Annotated in this window: 12 protein-coding genes; 2 read left to right on the plus strand and 10 right to left on the minus strand. The window is 48.5% G+C overall.

The features are described 5' to 3' along the window. Window positions 1-18 precede the first annotated feature (18 nt). The 9 genes from OLMES_RS19340 to OLMES_RS19380 form a co-directional block, all read right to left on the minus strand. The gene (locus OLMES_RS19340; protein WP_198343039.1) at window positions 19-1,926 is read right to left on the minus strand and encodes a PAS domain-containing sensor histidine kinase; all 1,908 of its coding nucleotides are present in this window, start codon (window positions 1,924-1,926) and stop codon (window positions 19-21) included. 82 nt (window positions 1,927-2,008) lie between these two features. Continuing rightward, window positions 2,009-2,569 carry a hypothetical protein gene (locus tag OLMES_RS19345; RefSeq protein ID WP_232465150.1) on the minus strand — a complete coding sequence of 187 codons (561 nt, stop codon included), beginning with the start codon at window positions 2,567-2,569 and terminating at the stop codon, window positions 2,009-2,011. Between the two features lie 192 nt (window positions 2,570-2,761). After that, complete coding sequence (locus OLMES_RS19350) at window positions 2,762-8,137, minus strand: protein kinase domain-containing protein (protein ID WP_087462778.1); 5,376 nt, start codon at window positions 8,135-8,137, stop codon at window positions 2,762-2,764. An 80-nt stretch (window positions 8,138-8,217) separates the two neighbouring features. Next, window positions 8,218-9,237: an RNA 3'-terminal phosphate cyclase gene (rtcA, locus tag OLMES_RS19355; protein WP_087462779.1), complete on the minus strand. Its 1,020-nt coding sequence runs from the start codon at window positions 9,235-9,237 to the stop codon at window positions 8,218-8,220. Between the two features lie 22 nt (window positions 9,238-9,259). Further along, the gene (locus OLMES_RS19360; protein WP_087462780.1) at window positions 9,260-10,480 is read right to left on the minus strand and encodes an RtcB family protein; all 1,221 of its coding nucleotides are present in this window, start codon (window positions 10,478-10,480) and stop codon (window positions 9,260-9,262) included. Between the two features lie 320 nt (window positions 10,481-10,800). Then, window positions 10,801-12,450, minus strand: coding sequence for an RNA repair transcriptional activator RtcR (gene rtcR / locus OLMES_RS19365; RefSeq protein ID WP_269767723.1), 1,650 nt, complete (start codon window positions 12,448-12,450; stop codon window positions 10,801-10,803). A gap of 92 nt (window positions 12,451-12,542) precedes the next feature. Beyond that, window positions 12,543-13,589, minus strand: a complete 1,047-nt coding sequence (locus OLMES_RS19370; RefSeq protein ID WP_087462781.1) for a helix-turn-helix transcriptional regulator — start codon at window positions 13,587-13,589, stop codon at window positions 12,543-12,545. A 21-nt stretch (window positions 13,590-13,610) separates the two neighbouring features. Then, window positions 13,611-14,627: a DUF6670 family protein gene (locus OLMES_RS19375; RefSeq protein ID WP_087462782.1), complete on the minus strand. Its 1,017-nt coding sequence runs from the start codon at window positions 14,625-14,627 to the stop codon at window positions 13,611-13,613. A 357-nt stretch (window positions 14,628-14,984) separates the two neighbouring features. Further along, entirely contained in the window at window positions 14,985-15,794 is an 810-nt protein-coding gene (locus tag OLMES_RS19380; protein ID WP_087462783.1) for a hypothetical protein, read from the minus strand. A gap of 164 nt (window positions 15,795-15,958) precedes the next feature. Between OLMES_RS19380 and OLMES_RS19385 the strand changes: the two genes are divergently transcribed. Both OLMES_RS19385 and OLMES_RS19390 read left to right on the plus strand, forming a co-directional pair. Beyond that, window positions 15,959-16,522: a hypothetical protein gene (locus OLMES_RS19385; protein ID WP_087462784.1), complete on the plus strand. Its 564-nt coding sequence runs from the start codon at window positions 15,959-15,961 to the stop codon at window positions 16,520-16,522. Continuing rightward, window positions 16,506-16,844 (plus strand): hypothetical protein, encoded by a 339-nt coding sequence (locus tag OLMES_RS19390; protein ID WP_087462785.1) that lies wholly within the window; start codon window positions 16,506-16,508, stop codon window positions 16,842-16,844. Before OLMES_RS19385 ends, OLMES_RS19390 begins: the two co-directional genes overlap by 17 nt. 79 nt (window positions 16,845-16,923) lie before the next feature. Here the strand turns inward: OLMES_RS19390 and OLMES_RS19395 are convergent, their stop codons facing one another. Next, window positions 16,924-18,120, minus strand: a complete 1,197-nt coding sequence (locus OLMES_RS19395) for a M48 family metalloprotease (protein ID WP_087462786.1) — start codon at window positions 18,118-18,120, stop codon at window positions 16,924-16,926. Window positions 18,121-18,567: the final 447 nt, after the last annotated feature.

The following is an 18,567-nucleotide window of genomic DNA, read 5'->3' on the forward strand; positions in this document are numbered from 1 at the left end:
TACAGTCTCTTCTGATTATCAGGGCCCTGCGGGCACCCCGCACGCGTCTTCCCGGGTGTGCCCCTTTTTACCTGCTTTCAACGGAATATCGAAACAAAACATGCTGCCTACATTTTCCTGAGAATATAACTGGATATGGCCACCGAGCACACGCACCAGCTTTTCACTGAGTGTCAGACCCAATCCTGTGCCACCATGGGATCGGGTAGATGACCCATCCCCCTGACGAAAAGCCTCGAAAATAGCCGCCTGAATATCACCGGGTATACCCGGTCCTGTGTCGGTTACCGAAAACCGGACGATCAAAACATCACCCTGCCGCTCACGCAATTCACAATTCAACCCGACTTCCCCTTGCTCGGTAAATTTGACGGCATTATTAAACAGATACAGCAGCGCGCGATGCAGAATTTCATTATCGCCCAGGATTAACTCAGGCAATTCCGCATCGACTTCAATTCGTACTTCGAGACTTTTACGCTCTGCGAGCCATTGATAGACCCCCGCGACCCGCTCAAGGACCGTGCGCAAATTGAAACTCTGATCGATTACCATAATTTTTCCGGCATCCAATTCTGCATACTCGAGCATTTCATTGATGACGGCGTTCAAGTCTTCTCCAGCCTGACAGACCTCATTCAGCATTCGACTCTGCTTTTCAGTCAAATCCGTTTTCAGGCAAACCCGAGTCAACCCCAGTATGGCATTCATCGGGGTACGGAGTTCATGGCTGATAGTTGCCAGAAATTCAGTTTTCGCCTGACTCGCCGCTTCCGCTTCGATCCGAGCGGCCTGAAGTTGGCGGTTTGAATCTTTCAGAGCTTGAGAGCTCACCTGTAAAGCCTGGGTTCTTTCGGCGACCCGGAACTCAAGATCATTATTCAGGCTCCAGGCCAGCTGTTCCGCGTCTTTCAAGCGAGTGATGTCATGCAATGTTCCAAAGATGACCTTCGCACCCGAGGAATCCTGGCTGACATCGAGATTAAACTCTACAAGCCGGTCTTCTTCATTTTTCAATCGGAGAATGGCTTCAGCCATGCCGCCGACTTGTTCTGTGACGATCATGGCTGAAATCACCTGACGCTGCTCGGGATCAATAAACGCATTCAACAGCGCATCCAGTGGTAATGGCTCATCGAGCGTCCACCCCATAATGTCAGCAAGGTAACGGGAGGGCACCAGATGATTTTCTGACACCCTGTACTCAAAGCTGGCAGCACTCGCGATCTTTTGCGCACTATCGAGCTGATGCTGACTTTTTTCCAGGGAGTCGGACTTCACCTGCAGTGCACTCGACAACGCATCTTTCGCCTGCATCTCACGCAGGAGAAAAATTGCCGTGGAAAACACCACCAACAGGGCCAGCGATAACGATGCCAATGCACGTTCGGTCAAACTTGCAAGGGTTTCCCGGTGTTCTTTCTGTTCGGCATTATCCAGATTAATCAATCCGACAACGGCATCCTGCAACAAGGGCTCGAGCCGCCGAAGCTCCGCCAGTAATGCCAGCTTCTCGGATTCCGGAAGCGTGGCAAGGCTGATGATCGCCGATTCATTGGTTTGCAGACTTCGTCCCAATTGCTTCGACGCCGCAGACAATACGGGGAGTTTGACCACCATATCCGGATTCCTGCGAGTCAGCGTTTCCAGTGCAATCTGGAAACCCCAGACAATATCGAATTGATCAATTACGGATTCATCAGGCTCAGCGGCGACACCATTCAATTCATTACTTAAAGACAACAATAAGCGCAGATACTGGCGCTCTGCCTGGTAAAACATCCAGAAGATTTCAGATTTGATACGGGTTTGTTCACCTTTATTGGTGTGATAAATACGGTAACCATTATGCAGGGTGAATGCGAAAAGCAGCACAACGACCGTAAGCAATGGAAAGTAACGTGTTGAAAACAGACGAGCAACCATCGATGGTCCCATGTATGATCAAAATGGTCTCAAGTGCAATCAAAATTATGTTCAAACATGATTGAACAAGCTCTAAACCCGGTCAAAAAACCTCAATACTGACAATTTGCCAAATCGAGCGTCGATAATAAAGTTCTTGCTTTAGCTCTGGTGCAGCATCAAACGGGTACATAATCCAGGTTGGCCCTCTGTCGCGAACTCTCATTCGCTCACCATCACGACTGATAGCAAGAATAACGTTATATCGACTGAAATCGCTGACAGGAATGACTACGCTGTAGCCATCCATTGCGCGAATTCGGAGTGACTTCCCCGTCGCGTCGAGATCAGAAAGCAAGTCTCGCATCAGTGGCCCGGTGAACCGGTATTTGCCTTCCAGCCAGGGCACTTGGGTACGAATGTCGTGCTGCACCTTACGCTGTAGCATCGCACGGTCAAATTCCGCAGTACCATCCCCGTTGGTTATACCAATGCTGCCGGTTACCGTTAGCACGACACGTCCTTCCGGTTTGGACAGGGCATTGGTGACAGACCCAGAATGGGAATCAGATGCAGCCCGGACTATCAAAGAGAGACAACCTACGCCTATCAGCAGCAGGAGTAAACAAAGGACTCTCAACTGAACCCCGTTAAACACAAACATCTATCTCTCCAAACGACAGCGACACAATGAACCTGACATAGAGCAGCCTCAACCATTAGACGAACGCACGATAATCTCGCCGAAACACAGTTAACGATAGACATTCGAGCCCACTAAATTCTAGCATTAAATCCGTAACTCGACTTCGGCTTTATTCAATTACTTTAATCAAGATTTGTTGGCGTTTCATATTCAGGCGAGCGGAAGGGTAAAGTAGAACGTCGCACCCTGGCCAACATAGGCCTCAACCCAAATGCTGCCGCCGTGTTTTTCCACAATTCGTCGTACCGTTGCCAGACCAATTCCAGAGCCTTCGAAGTCACGCTCACTATGTAATCGTTTGAAGCTTTCGAACAGATTTTCGGCATGATCCATATCAAACCCGGCACCGTTATCTCCCACAAAAAAAATGCCGTAGCCATCGGGGCACTCATTCGGTACCAGGCCGACACCTTTTGGAATGACACTACCTGCTGGCAATTGACCAAAGGAAACCGATGCTGCTTTCACTTTGCTGGAATACTTCCAGGCATTGCCAATCAGATTTTCCAGGATTGAAACCGCCAATCTCTGATCCGCACGGGCATGGCAATTCGCTTGAATAACGGATGCCACCACCCGTTGGGGGAAGCGCTCCTGCATATCCTTAACAGCCTGTTGTGCCAGGGCGGATAAATCGACATCAGTGTACTCCAGCTCACGACGCTGCACCCGGGACATCTCCAGTAACCCATCAATTAACAACGTCATTTTCTGACCACTGTCTATGATTCGAGTCAACAGCAGTTGGCCATCCTCTGGGAGCATACTACTGTAATCTTCCAGAATCACATCACTAAAGCCCTTCATCACGCGCAGCGGCGCACGCAAATCATGGGAGACCGAATAGCTGAACGCTTCGAGCTCCTGATTGGCAACGCGCAATTCATCTACCGCTTTATCCAGCTCAGCGGTACGTTGATCGACTTTCTCCTCCAGACTAGTATTGAGCTCTTGAAGTTGGCTGAACAGCTGCGCATTCTCAAATGAAATGGCGGCCTGGGTTAAGAGCATTCTGATAACATCAAGACGGTCATCGGTAAACGCACCGCGACTGATATTATTTTCCAGATACAAAACGCCGACTTGCTTATCCCGAAACAACGCGGGTACGCAGAGAACTGATTTGGGTTGCTTTCGAGACAGGTAATCGTCGGCACTAAACGCGCCGTCCGTTGCTGCATCCTGCAAGTTAATGACCTTACCCGTCCGAAGGGTAAGATTGATCAGGGCAATGGGCAAATCCTGACATTCCAGAACCGGCCGGTGGCTGAGAATCTCCCGCTCCCCGGCCTCCTGGTCGATCAGGGCCTCAACCGTGGACGCTTCACCTCGTTGCAAGATCCAGACACCAAACTGTGCACCGGCATTCTCCATAATGACTTCCAGCACTTTCTCAGCCAATCCCTTCAAATCAAGTTCACTGGACAGTGCCTGGGCAGATTTCATAATTGAATCAACGTCCAGCCCCTGGCGCAAACTGGAAGAGGATCTGAGCCCCGTTCCCGATGGACTGGCCCCTCCACTGGTGTTCGTCTGCCTTACAGTGAGAAACGGGTAGGCTTGCATCAACTGATCCACACGCACACCACATTGCCATTCATGATAAAGCTGCAATGCTTCTTGCAAATGCAACTCACCGTACCGGATTAATTCCAGACTCAGGAGATACTTGCCATAACATTCATGGGCGAGCGCACAATAATTGCGAAAGCCGTTTGTTCGTGCAGACTCGATGGCCGCCTCGTAATGCCTCATACACTTAGCACTCTGATCCCCGGCAATGCGCAGCCGCTCGGCTTCAATCAACTGGTATTTATGGCCAAAGTTATCAGGATTAAACTCAGCCAACTGCTCAAACCGGTGACTGAAGTCTTTCAACAGTTCCGCTTCTTCGGTACTCAAAGGCCGCTCCACGCGAAGCAACGTCAGCACCGCATGCAGCATATAATCAACATAACAGCAAAACTTCGGTATACGGTGATGCCGCTGGTACACCGCGACGGACAATTGCTCCGAAATCGCCTGATCATCACACCAGAAGGCGAGCTGGAGTCGGTAACACAACAGGTAGACGTAATGGAAAGTATCTCTGATTTTGTCTAGCAATGACTCAGGAAAAGCCTCGTCCCCCAAATCCTCAGGTGTCCCTGAATTGATCAAAGCTTTGACCAATTTATCGGAAACCAGGGGGATAACCGAAAAAGTCTGGGTTTGGCGGCACTCAACATCACAATCACGAGCCAGTGTCTGAATCTCACGCAGCGGTGTTCCCATGGCCACATAGAGAAACAAGGTATTGCAGTGACTGATAACAGATCTGGACATCTCGCCACTCTGCTGCCCCAACTCGTAAGCAAGTTCGTGAAGCTCGATAACTTCGGAATAGGGCGAAAAAAAGTACCAGTTAACGCCCGCCAGCAAATTCAAACTATTCGCCATTTCCGGCGCGTTCGGATAATAATCGATAAAGCGTTTACAGGCTCGACCGATGGCTTCTGCTTCGGGCAAACGAAACTGAAACGTCAGTAAATTGGCATAGCACGCAAGCAAAAGGGGCGTCATCTCCGATTTGCCTTCGCTATAGGTGAGCTCCCATCCCAGTTCAAAAAAATAAGTCTGTAATAAATGGCGATCAATGATATAACTGACTTGCCCGGTATTGGCGATCAAACGACTGGCGATCAGTAAGGTGGCATCGGTCAGGTTGGGTAAATCCTGAGGTTTTAAGGGCTGTTGCAAAACAGACTGCAAATTTGCCCTCGATGCCAAGTCAGCAATACTCTTTTTTAGTTCTGCCTCGTCTTGGGGAACAGTAAACCCCAAAGCTCGCAAACCCAGATTGCCGTACTCACAACCTTGTAACCATTTACCGGCTCCGATTGCCTGTACCAAGCGATCACAGTAGATTATCGCGCGCATCTGACTGCCGGTCACAAAAGGCATCAATTTCTCATAGGCCGCTTCGGAAGTCTCAATCTCACCCAGGAGAAAATGGGACTCAGCCTCGAATAAATTCAGTCTCAAGGTCAATTCATACTCCTGCTGCCAGCTGCATTCGGGCAATAAACGCAGCCCGCACTGCGCGTAAAGCAACATTGCTTGCCAGACACTGGCCGCTTTTGCCTGCTCTGCAGCCAGACAATTCAGCTTTGCCAACAAGAGAAGTTCATCGCTATCGGTAATCCAGTCAATACCCTGATTCCACTGCTCGACAATATCAAAAACATTGCGCTCCAGCTCACCTTCGGGGCAAAGTCGGTACAGTGTACGACCAATTTTCAGATGAGTTTGCTGGCAAAGGCTCACCTCAAGCGATTCATAAGCCGCCTGTAACATACGATCATGAATAAACTTACAAGTCTGTAACCACCCGGATTCCATACGCGCCACCGATTGCCCGCCCGATCCTACATCCGGGTTCAAATCTGAATTCACATTGGCACGGGCCTCCGGGTTTGCCCCGTCATCAGTACCAGATCGGATATCCAAAAGCCCCGGAAACCAGTCCCCGCCCTCCTGAACCAATAAACCATCCCGCAGTGCAGGCCAGACAATATCAACCGTTTCCGGAAACGATTTGTCGGAAATGCAAGCCAACATGGCCAAATCAAAACGAGACCCGACACAGGACGCCAGTTGCATCAGCGCCTGAGTGTCCTTGGGCAGCTCGGACATGCGCTGCAACATCAATTCAACAACATTATCGGTTATATCTTCGCGCTCAATTTCCCGGTCATCCCATTGCCAGCGGTGTGCCTCAAGCGAAAAATTCAACAGTTGTTTACGATAAAGGGTTTTCAGGAACTCAATTGTGAAAAAGGGGTTGCCGCCCGCTTTGTGATGCACCAACGCGGCAAGTGGGCTAACCACATCCGTGCTCTGATGCAGCGTGTTTGCGAGCAAGGTTCTGATTTGGCCGAGGGAAAGCGGCTGCAATCGCAGTTCAGTGCATTGACCTGCGATCCCCTTGGCATCACGCTGTACGGAAACCAGCATTCTGTTCAGCGGATGAACCATATCGACCTCGTTGTCACGATAGGCCAATATTAATAGCAGTCGTGCTTGAGGTATCAAAAGCAATTCCGGGATTAAATTTAGCGTCCCCCGATCAGCCCATTGCAAATCATCAACAAAGAGAACCCAAGGCTGGCTGGTGGTAACCGCAGCGATGAAAGCCCGAAAGACCCGATGAAACCGGATCTGGGTTTCTTTTGGCCCCAAATCGGGCAATGCAGGCAGATCACCCAGCAACAGTTTGAATTCCCCCATAAAATCGATCAACACCCGGGCCATTGCCCCGGTTTCCCGAAGCACCAAGCCGCGCAATTCATCAAGTTTTTCCTTCGGCCTTTGCAGAACCTGAGTGAACCAGCCCTGTAATGCGGATTTCAATGCTGAATAAGGCGTATTGCGCTGGAATTGATCGAACTTGCCACTGATATAGATTCCCTGATGCGCCGCTACCGGCTTATGAATTTCATGTACCAGTGCCGATTTGCCAATCCCGGAATATCCCGCAACGGTGAGCAACTGCGGCTGACCCGCCAATATCTTCTGGTACAGGTTTAACAACCCCTGAATTTCAGTTTCACGGCCATACAACGTCTGGGGAATCTGAAACCGGTCGGAGATATCCCGTTGCGCCAACTTGAAAGTGCCACCTGCAGAGGATAAGGGTAATGATTGACACTGTTCCAGATCAAATTTCAACCCCTGTGCACTTTGATAACGGTCTTCCGCATTTTTTGCCAGAAGCTTATCGATAATGGCCGAGAGCGACTCGGGAATATCCGGTCGAATATGATGAACGGGACGCTGCTGAACCGCCAAGTGAGCATAAATCAAGCCCAATGCATCTTCAGCCCGAAAAGGAAGCTTGCCAGTCAAGAGCTGATATAACGTAACGCCCAAAGTGTAAAAATCAGTTCGATAATCCAGCGCGCGATTCATGCGCCCAGTCTGTTCCGGGGATATATAATCGAGCATGCCTTCCAGTTGCTCGGGTGGAGCCAAACAAGGTTGCTCTCTTGACAACAGCGATGCCAAGCCAAAGTCGATAATTTGAACCCGATTCGAGTCCCGGTTAATCACAATATTTCCAGGGTGAAGATCCTTGTGAATAACCTGCTGATGGTGAATATTACTGAGGGCATCCGCCAATTGAATAGCAATGTGATAAAAGCGCTGAAGCGGGAGCTGCCGTTCTGGAAAATCGCAAGAAAACGTGTCCAGCTCAACACCCGTAATGTCTTCCATCACCAGCCAGTATTGCTGATCCACATCAATCCAGTCGAGTAATTTGATAACATTCGGGTGATCGAACAAACTCAAAATGTCCCGATTGAACCACAAACGGGACACCTGCATCGGTGAGGGTGACGGATCTGTCAGTGTCTTGAGGATCACTGATGACTGATCTTTGATCCGGCGGGCTCTGCAGACGGTGGTCACCCGGTTTTCAAACAACGTCTCGGCAACCAGGTAACCCGGTGGAAATTTCTGCAACGGTGCTCCCCCAACTGGCACAACTCAATTCTCTCCAGCGCACGATGATGAACAACCGCTCACTAAATTCAGAACGCGAAGAATGATAAATTAAATTAAGTCTAGTCGCAGTTCGTCAAACTGAGAAGATTCCGGCCCTCCCGCTGCTCCAACTGGAACTGACAGCCCGTCAGGCGTTCAATTAAAAGGCGGTTGGTCGCCGCATGTTCGGTCAAGTCCCCGACTGCAAACCGCCCTCCCCCTGCGAACCACATCGGCAACATCATCTGATCCGTCAAGTGTGCATCCAGCACGATATTTTCCGCCATAAATGCCTGCACCTGTTGGTGCAATCGCTGTGCAACGGTCTCGGCTCGCAGCCGAACTTCGCCCAACTCAGCGAAGCAATACCCCCCATGGGAGAACGATAATTCATGGGTTAGCAAGTTTCCGGAACAATTGGCCTCAGGATGCAACACCCCCCATTTCGAAGGTGAAATGGGGGTAAGCTTTTCGTATTCTGCCAATTCACGCTCAGCAATATTCCGCTTCAAACCGCTTAGGTAAGCGATGACCTGACTTTCGATGACAGGGCCACGCTCGGTTCGTTCAATCGGCCGCAATGGCTTGGGTGTAATGTCTACTCGCCATTCCCCCCCTCCAGCGGGCATATAGCCCCAGCGGGCCACATCAATTGAAAGTTCCGCCCCCATTGCCCGAAGCAGCGGCAAAAATGATTTTTCAATAAATGTCAGTGACGGTGCCATCGGGTTATGGGTGCCGCCTTTTAAAACGACCTGTGACGGTTCCGAAGCGGAGAGCAACGGCAGCAAGATGGTTTGAAACAACAGCGTCGTGCTACCGGCACTGCCGATATCGAAACAAAATTGGCCGCCTTTAACCGCCCCCGGATAGAATTCCAGTGCTTGTGATCCCAACTGCGCACCGCACACCTCGGCCCCACAGACTTCCTGGGCAGCCAGAACACAAGCGAGGTGCTGTCTCATCAGTCCGGGTTTGGGTCGACCCGCCCGGATGTTGCGGATTTGCACACCGCACTTTAGCAACATGGACAAGGTGAGCGCGGTACGGAGGATCTGGCCTCCACCTTCGCCAACACGGCCATCAATTTCAAACATCATCCTGACTCCTTGATACTCCGATCTAGCCCTTAACACAAACAACCTGCTTTAATTCATAAACGATTTCGACGAGATCATTTTGTGCTTCCATGACCTTTTCGATGGGTTTATAGGCCCGAGGCGTTTCATCCACGACATTCTTGTCTTTCCGGCATTCCACCTCTCTTGTCGCTTCGATGTGCTCTTCAAGACTTACTTTTTTCTTTGCTTCGGTACGAGACATGACACGTCCGGCACCATGACTGCAAGTACAAAAGCTATCCTCGTTACCGAGTCCACGTACAATGAAGGATCGCGCGCCCATGCTGCCGGGAATAATACCCAGTTCACCCCTCTTCGCACTCACCGCACCTTTACGGGTTAACCAGACCGCTTTGCCGAAATGCGTTTCCCGCGTCACATAGTTATGATGACAATTCACAGCTTCCACCATCCCGGTAACCGGTCGCCCCAAAGTGGAAGATAACGCCAGTAACGCATTGTGCATCATGATTTCACGGTTGATTCGAGCATAGGACTGCGCCCAACCAACCGCTTCAACATAATCATCGAAATACTGGGTACCTTCACAAAGGTATGCGAGATCCTTATCCGGCAAATTGATAAAATACCGAGCCATTTCCTGTTTAGCCAACTCGATAAAGTAACCACCAATCCGGTTTCCGACGCCGCGAGACCCGGAATGCAACATCACCCAAACCGCCTGATCTTTATCCAGACAAACTTCAATAAAATGGTTACCGGTCCCCAGCGTCCCCAGGTGTACGGCATTGTTGGTTTTTTCCAATACACGGTGTTTGGCTGTCAGCGCGTCGAATTGCGGTTTCAATTCGCGGTTCCAGCGTGTTGCCACTTGTTCCGGCAATGACCCCCAGGCCCCGACATCGCGACGACCTCGTCCCGTTGATCGACCATGGGGAACCGCTCGTTCAATACTATTCCGCACCGCCAATAGGCTGTCCGGCAAGTCCGCCGCTTTCAGGTTGGTTTTAAGTGCCATCATGCCGCACCCGATATCAACACCCACAGCAGCCGGAATGACCGCGCCAACCGTTGGAATCACCGAACCGATCGTCGCCCCCTTACCAAGATGAACATCCGGCATCGCCGCCACCCATTTATGGATAAAGGGCAAGCTGGCAATATTCTTTAATTGCTGCCGGGCCTGATCTTCAAACGGCACACCTTTGGTCCAGCTTTTAATCGGCACTCCGTTTGGCGTGTTAATCACTTCGTAATTCATCTTTACCTCTATTCTCAAATTCGCCTTCCCGATTGAAAACGGGATGGCTTGGGCAACAGGACTAGATACCTGTATGCGTCTATCAATATCGATTACAAAATGGGTGCCAAAACAAAGAATTACGATAAGCACATGTTTTTAAATAAATAATCAGTACAACAACCAACAGGTAAAGCCACAAACTTATCCTGCTGGATCTATTTATATCAGTTTCGATAACTTCATGATTTACCCTAACGAGATGAATCGTTATTTTTCAAACTGCCCGCCGCAGGAATGCATCAGTCAAGCCCCCAGAGAAGGGCTTCGCTGAGTTGGCCCTAGGACAGGTCATCAAAACTTAGTCCGAAACGAGTCAAATACTGCCTGAGCCGATGGGCATCATTGCTGGTTTTCTTACGCATTCGAGAGCGATCAAACAAACGTCGACCAGCTTCAGAGGCACTGCGACTCTCACGACAAACGCGAATCACATCCGCCAACTGGACTTGATCAAAGCGATCCAGCGTAGCCAGGACATCCTCACTCAAAAAATCAGCGAGGTTAAGACTTGTCAGTCGGGAACCCGCATGCTCCGGGTGCCACTGCTCAACCAATCGATTTATTTCATCCTGTACATTGGCTTCGTTAATCCGGCCACCGTCTGCCAGGGTAACCATGCGTTGCACCGAGGCATTCAGATCCCGGAAGTTACTGCGCCACTGTGCGTCCGGTGACAATGCGAAGGCGGTATAGCGTTCGCGAGCACTCTTGTTAAAACTTACCTTATGGCCGCGCTGAATTTCCGATTGGCGCAGCTCATAATCCAGGTTGGGCTCAATATCTTCACGACGATCTTTCAGGCCGGGGAGCTGATACCGCCAAAGATTAATCCGGGCCAATAAGTCTTCGCGAAACATACCATCATCTACTGCTTTGTAGAGATCCCGGTTCGTACCTGCAATCAATTGAAAGTCACTCGAAACCGGAGCATCGGCCCCCACCGGGTAAAAGCACTTCTCCTCAACCGCATGCAGCAACATGGCTTGTTCATCTAACCCCAGTTCGCCAATTTCATCGAGAAATAACAAGCCTTTATCGGCTCTAGCCAGCAGCCCCTTACGCGCATTCTGGGCTCCCGTAAAGGCGCCACGGGTGTGGCCGAACAGCGCGCTCATTGCCCCATCTCCCCGAATCGTGGCGCAATTAACCGCCACGAATTCACCTTTTACCGTGCCACGCTTTTGTTTCAGTTCGAAAATGCGCTTAGCCAATTGCGATTTACCCGCCCCTGTCGGCCCATTGATTAACATTGGCGCGGTTGAACGAATCGCGACTTTTTCAATTTGCTGGATCATCTGGTTGAATGCCGGGTTTCGGGTTGCGATGCCTGACTTCAAAAATTCCGTACCTTCCAGATGCTGAGTCCGGAATCGGGAACTGATCGCATCATACCGGGACAGATCCAGGTCGATGATTTGGTAGTGCCCTCCGGCACCATCGCGCTTTTTTCCCGGAGAGGACTGCAGTATTTTGGCTGGAAGATAATGCGCTTCACAGAGCAGGAACCAACAAATTTGCGCAACATGGGTTCCTGTGGTGATGTGTAACAGGTAATTTTCTTTGTCGGGTGCAAAGTCATACCCCAAACAGAAATCAAGCAGCAGACTGTAGACTTGCTCGAAATCCCATGGATTCTTGAAATCGACAGCGGTGAGTGTCACCTCTGTCTGAGGCGAAACCGTTTGAATATCTTCCAGCACCTGACGCGCCAGACGTCCCTCACTGACCTGATGAATCAACTCGAACCGATCCACCAAAAAGTCTTCCTGCATGCAAATTCCCACAGACGGACGCCAGCTCTGCCAACGCTTATTACCCTGGCTGCGATAGTCCAAAACGGTACCCAGTAATCCAATTACGACATTCTTCATCCGATAAACCTGATCTGTTTCGATAACTTTCGCTTTATAGTAGATCAATTGATCCATGAAGCGCAGTATTTAACGTAGAGAAAGCCAAACAGGATATTATCTTGCACGCTGGAAGGAATGCGGGCTAATCGCCAGCACTGCGTAAAGCATTAATCAGTTTTAATTTGTCGCACGTAGTGGCGGGGCGAGATCCCTTTGGCGCGTTTGAAGGCTCGGGAAAAGGACGGGAGATTACTGTAGCCGAGTTGATCGGCAATTCGACTGAGCTGTGGATTAGCGGTTACTAACAATTCTTCCGCCTTTTCTATGCGGGCTTTTTCCAGTAACCCGCGGAAAGAAACCCCCTCTTCACTTAACCGCCGTGCCAATGTACGCTGGGAAAGACCCAAGGTATTCGCCACGGAAGCCGCATCCGGTATATTTTTCCCCAGTATCGAACCTTTGAAGATTTGGGCCACTTTACGGGATACACTGTGCAAATGCCCAATTCGGGCAAGCTGCGCGTCCAGGATTTCCCGCGCATTCTGGTGTGTAGTGCGGTTATGGGTAAACAACGTTTTAGTCAACAATTGACGCGGTACACTAAAGTAGGTGCCCGTACTCCCGAACTCGACTTTTAAATGGAACTTCTCTTCATAGATCGCCGCAGGGAAAGGACTGTTATGGGCAAACTTGACGAAATGACCGGCCTCCATCCCACTTACCGTGTCAACTGTTTGATCCGCCAATCGTATCATTTGATATAAATCAAACGGTATCGTCTCAATCAACATCTCGTCATAGGGCGACCCCAGAGAATGAAGACACTGAATGTGTACCTGGACCTGATTGCCCACATCAATCCGGTGGAGCTCATGGGTTGGCAAAACCAAAGGCAGGTAGCGCACCGCGACATCGAGTGCATCACCCAGCGTCTTCGAGGTCATGGCAGCAACGCTGAATGTGCCGTGGGAAGTTAACGAGATCTGACGGCCCAACTGAAAGGAGAAGGGTTCGCTTGTGCTCATAAATGGCAAGCCGTATCGGAGCATCGCGTCAAACTGGGCAAACGTCAACCACTCTGGCTGAACGTCCGTCGGTAAACCGCAAACGGTTCGCAGGTTTTTTGTGTCACCACCGCTGGAATGCACAAGGCACTCCAGTGTTTCGATAAAATGGACCGGAAATCGTAACGCGTCTACATCAAGATGGCGCACGCAATCACCTCAGTTAATTTACTATTTTCCCCTGAGATCAATATACTCGATATAGCCAGTTCCTGAAATCGCTTGACCTTTAAATCGGCCTTTATAATGGTAACTACCCGCATATCCAGCGGTCATACCATAGTTGAAATCCTGATTGCAGTCACCTTCTATGGTGATCAATTCTACGCCTTCATCATCTTCCACTCGCCAGCTAAACTGTCCCGGCAATCGCATGCGGACACCATTTGGCGTGACAACCTCTTCACTTTCGAAGGTGTGAACCTTGAAGTCAAAACCTTTGGAGTATATCCCGCCATGATCATCAAGCGTGCGCACATACACACGGCGCTGGACTTCCATATTAAACGGCCCCAACACTTCAACCATCAGTACCTGCGTGTTTTCATCGATATTGATAATCTGATAAGTGAAGAAACGAAATGGCAGATTCACATTCATCGCTCGGGCATACTCATAAGTACAAAGCCCCTGCAATTCGGTTTTTTCACCATGTTGTTCAATCACACCTTGATATTCACAGAGAATAGACCAGTGATCGTACAGTCCCCCCACCATGCGCGAGAAATGGGCGATTTTGTCCGTAGCCCGCAATGAGAGTTGGAGATTAAAATCATGCCCTTCACGCACTACTGAGAAATTTGGATACTGACCCTCGATGACGAGATCATTACCGAACTTGAGATAACTGCCATCAGGTTTGAACTCACAATCCCGCTGAACGGAATACCCCTGGAAATGATCCGGCGTCGCCGTTGCTGACCCCACCAACAGGTTTGCAGTGTCTTTTGCAGACGTCTCAATCAAATGAGGATTGGCAAACAGACGGGCTTTAGGTTGGCCAATCAGGACAATAATATTCAAAAACCGGAACGGCTCAGGCAAACCGGGAACCATAATGCCGTAGTGTACTGTGCCGTAAAGCCCCTTCGGTATATCCACACCAGTGGCTGGCGAAAACGGCTGCCCGGCAATCGTATGAGACCGGTCCACCAATGAAACAAACTTTTTTGCTATGCCCATATCCATCGTCTTTCACCTAAAATTCGATTAATCACGACATTCCAGGCAAGCACTATCACCCAATTGAATGTCGATTGCATATTACAAAATTCTGTAAAGTAACGATGGTAATCAAAAGCACTTATTCTTTGTGGCCATTATTTACCTTTATCGGCCAAATTTTTGGTTGAGAGTATTCGAATGAAAACGCCTGAGACATCTACACCTTCATCCAGGCATTTTCAATATCCAGAGTCTCCGCACTGGAATACACCTTGAGAATCGTTCCGGTTTTTATTACCACGACATTTGTAAGTCATACTCGTTCTGTAGGTTAATAGCTTGGGGTCGAGCCGACAAAATAAGCTATGCATCCCAAGACAACTAAAGCCATGCAGAGATAATTACACAGTTAGGATTTGGGGCAATAGGCGTAATATTAATTGACCTTAGTAATTCACGAAAATCGGAAAGTGCAGACGGATCATATTTATTTGTCACAAGATCAAATTGAAAAGATTGAGGTATGGCCCGATTTTCGGAAATAAACCTGTAGCGGAAAGGCCATGTATCATCTTGAGCATCTTCAATCCAACAAGCACGAAAGTCATCTCGCCAAAGAAAACACTGTTTTGGTTTGCTATCTTGAGAGCCCGATACACCAAGCGCTAGCACCCATTCCGCAAGCCCCTTATTCGAGCCATGAGCGCAGGTAGGCCTTATTTCGGCTTGTCTCTCGTTATCATTCTCCAAAACAAAGTATTCATACCCCAGTACGGGATGCTGCTTACTGATCCAGGCAGAATTTAGGCTAAAAGCGACACCAGCATCGCGAAAGAAATGGGGAGCGGCATTGTTCAATAGCGGAGGCTCTGCAAGCTCACCGGCTTCGGAATCGAAGAAGCCGGCTTTCAAAGACATATAGTCTTTTATTTGACTCCCCCACATCAAAGATACAAGTGAAAGTCCAATGAATAAAACCGGCCCCAAAAAAGCGAAGTCAGGCGAGATTTTTTTTAAATACACCGCAGACAGAATAACCGGAGTGAGAATACACACCCCAGCCAAAAGGATAAATGATTCAAATGTGATCGTTTGCAATTCATGCAAAAACTGTATGTAAGGGAATAAAACCACACCAAACATACCAAAAATAGAGCCAATAAAAATTTTTGTCGAGTGGGCAACATCCATATTTTTCAATCCATTTGATTAACTTTCGACTTTCTGAGGTGTATGAGTTTTCGAGCCAAATTGTTAAACATTCACTTGAACTCAATCTCTATATCTTCTACTCTGCAGCATCTCAAAGCACAACGATGTGCTGATGAATAGCAGAATATATTAAAGGAATAATTATGGCTATCAAGGAAACAATCCAGAACAATGCCAATACCCTACTAACCGCTGGAGGCTCGCTCGCTTCAATATCAATGGAAAAAGGCGGTAGCGCATTTCTCGGCAATTCAGTCACGCCGGCAGTATGGGTGCTCAATTACCTCACTTACGACAAGAAACCTGATTCAGTAGATCTAGCCTTGTATGCCACAGGATTAGCAGGTGGAGCAGCTGTTCCAGCTTCCATAAGTGTCGGAATACTTAAGTCTATGGTTGATGATGATATCCAGCGCAAGCTAAACCAAGTTCGTGAAAGCGAACCAGAACAACAACGCCAGTTCATCAAGCCCTGCTTTTACGAAGGGTTTAGCGGAGCAAGTATTTCAGCGATGACAATTGCATCAAAAGGTGGTACGGCTTGGCTCAATCAGAACGGTTTATGGGTTTATATCACAGACGCCAAAGGCAGACATATAGTGGACTATTCTCCGAGAAAATTTGTCAAAAAATTATCTCCAAAACTACCGCTCCAGAAAACATCTACAGGATACAATTACGGTGTTAGTTATGGTCAGAATTACTAAACTGGCTTTTGTTCTGATATTGCTTTTGAGTCGCCAAGTTCAAGCAAATGACTTCGATCAGCTATGTAAATTGTTTGAGGGTTTCACCCACGACAAACAGTTTCTCAAAGCAGATTCAGCTGCACGGGTTGCCATTGTGGATAAAGCGTTAGCAATCGATTTCCCCAATGGTAGTCCAGTGATCGATACTTGGAATGGTGTACAAAATGCCATGCCGGAATTCCGATATGAATTGATTCAGGATGCCGCATTTTCATTAAATCATCGAACTTTTGAATGCGCTGCATTGAAAATGCTAATTGTTAATACTGGCTATAATTAGCGAGATGATTCACTAACGGCCTTGTATATGTCGTGCTAGATATTCAAGGCCGCTATTCACCATTTCAATACAAAGCTATCTATTTGCACATCCGGGGTACAAATTTCTCTTCAATATTTTGTCCTGAGCAAGTCCAGCTTACGCTGCCCTCCTCGTAGTCAAAACTGGGTTCAAGAACAAGATATTGTTCATCGCCAACTTCTACGCCAATTATCCCTTCATCGTAAATCTTGATTTCGTAGTTTTTTCCATGATTCACCACAGACTCTTCTTCGTACCCTAAATCAAACAAGGAGCTTGGCCACGCTCGATTCTCGACCGCATAATCAGTAACACCCGCCTTGATCGGCTGTGCTGCTGAATACCCCTCGGATAACCGAGCACGCTCTGTGTAGTCCTTATAGGCAGGAATCGCGACCGCTGCCAGTATGCCGATTATTGCAACAGTAACAATTAGCGATGCCAAGCCACCGGTACCAACCCGAGGAACAAAAATTGAGAGAAACCAAGCTAATCCATGACGTCTCGGATGTTTTATTTCCTCACCTCTGGCAAGTGACAGACTGGTAGCCATACGTTTAGTGAGCCAGGGATAATCCCCCGTTAACTCATTGAAAGACATCCAAAAGCCATTTGTTAATGCAACTTGCTCGACATATGAATCTATATTGATCGATTTCCAGCGCGTATCTCCCGCCGCGATAGCCGAAAGCGCAGCCTTTATATCGTCTTCAGACTCGCAGCATGCGACGCCATATCGATCACAGGTATATTCTTCTGCCCGCCTCAGCGCAGCACCTAACAGTGGGAGGATGGACGCAGGAAAGAGAAACGTACCCCACGACAAGTGTTTTCGGTGTATGTGACCTAACTCGTGGCCGATATAGAAATCGATAGCACCTTGTTGATCTTCCAGTGCATCAACAACATCTGTGAACAACACGACGAAGTGCCTGCCCAAAAACCGGGTTGCAAGGGCGTTAAAGAAATCAGTCCTTAACAGGTAAGCTTCAGGAACATCGGTTACTCCAACTTTCTCACAGCTACGAACCAGTCGTGCGTGCAAGTCCGGATATTGCTTTTCAGTTATTTTGACGCCCGTACCCTTGAGATGAGTGATAAATGCAGAGTGAGCGAAAAGAAAGAATAAATATCCCAGCAACAAATATAAGAGCGCTATACCAAACGTCCCTACGATCAATGCGAACCAGAATATCCCGGAAAGGATCGCGGCGATTAGAAACAATTTCTTTTCATTTTTGTAGACCAAATTCATGTATCGTTCCTTGTACTGAATGTAATAAGAGACCACCAACAGATGCAACAATGATTTACAGTGTATCCAACGGTGTTAGAGCAGTTCCAATGCACAATACATCGCGTGCAACATGACATGTATATGCGAGCATTACGATGTTGTTATCGGTAAGAGTTGATTTGCAGGACTTAATAAAAACAGGTGAGATTCATGAGACTCCTTCCTTGGTTTAGTATCACGACATTTGACAGGTTCGGTTCAAACAAGCTGGACTTCAAAACCCGCGACAAATGTCGTTATAAATCCTTTCACTATGATACGCTGGGTAAGCTTTAACCATAAACGGCTCAATTTACCGCGCCATTAAAATATGGACTCGTTTTTTCGACTTTGCAAACATTCTTCCTCAATTACGCAGCTCCTGCTCATCACTGACCCCATCTTCTTTAGCTATGCGCTTATAAA

It is taken from the genome of Oleiphilus messinensis, assembly GCF_002162375.1.
Taxonomy (GTDB): Bacteria; Pseudomonadota; Gammaproteobacteria; order Pseudomonadales; family Oleiphilaceae; genus Oleiphilus; species Oleiphilus messinensis.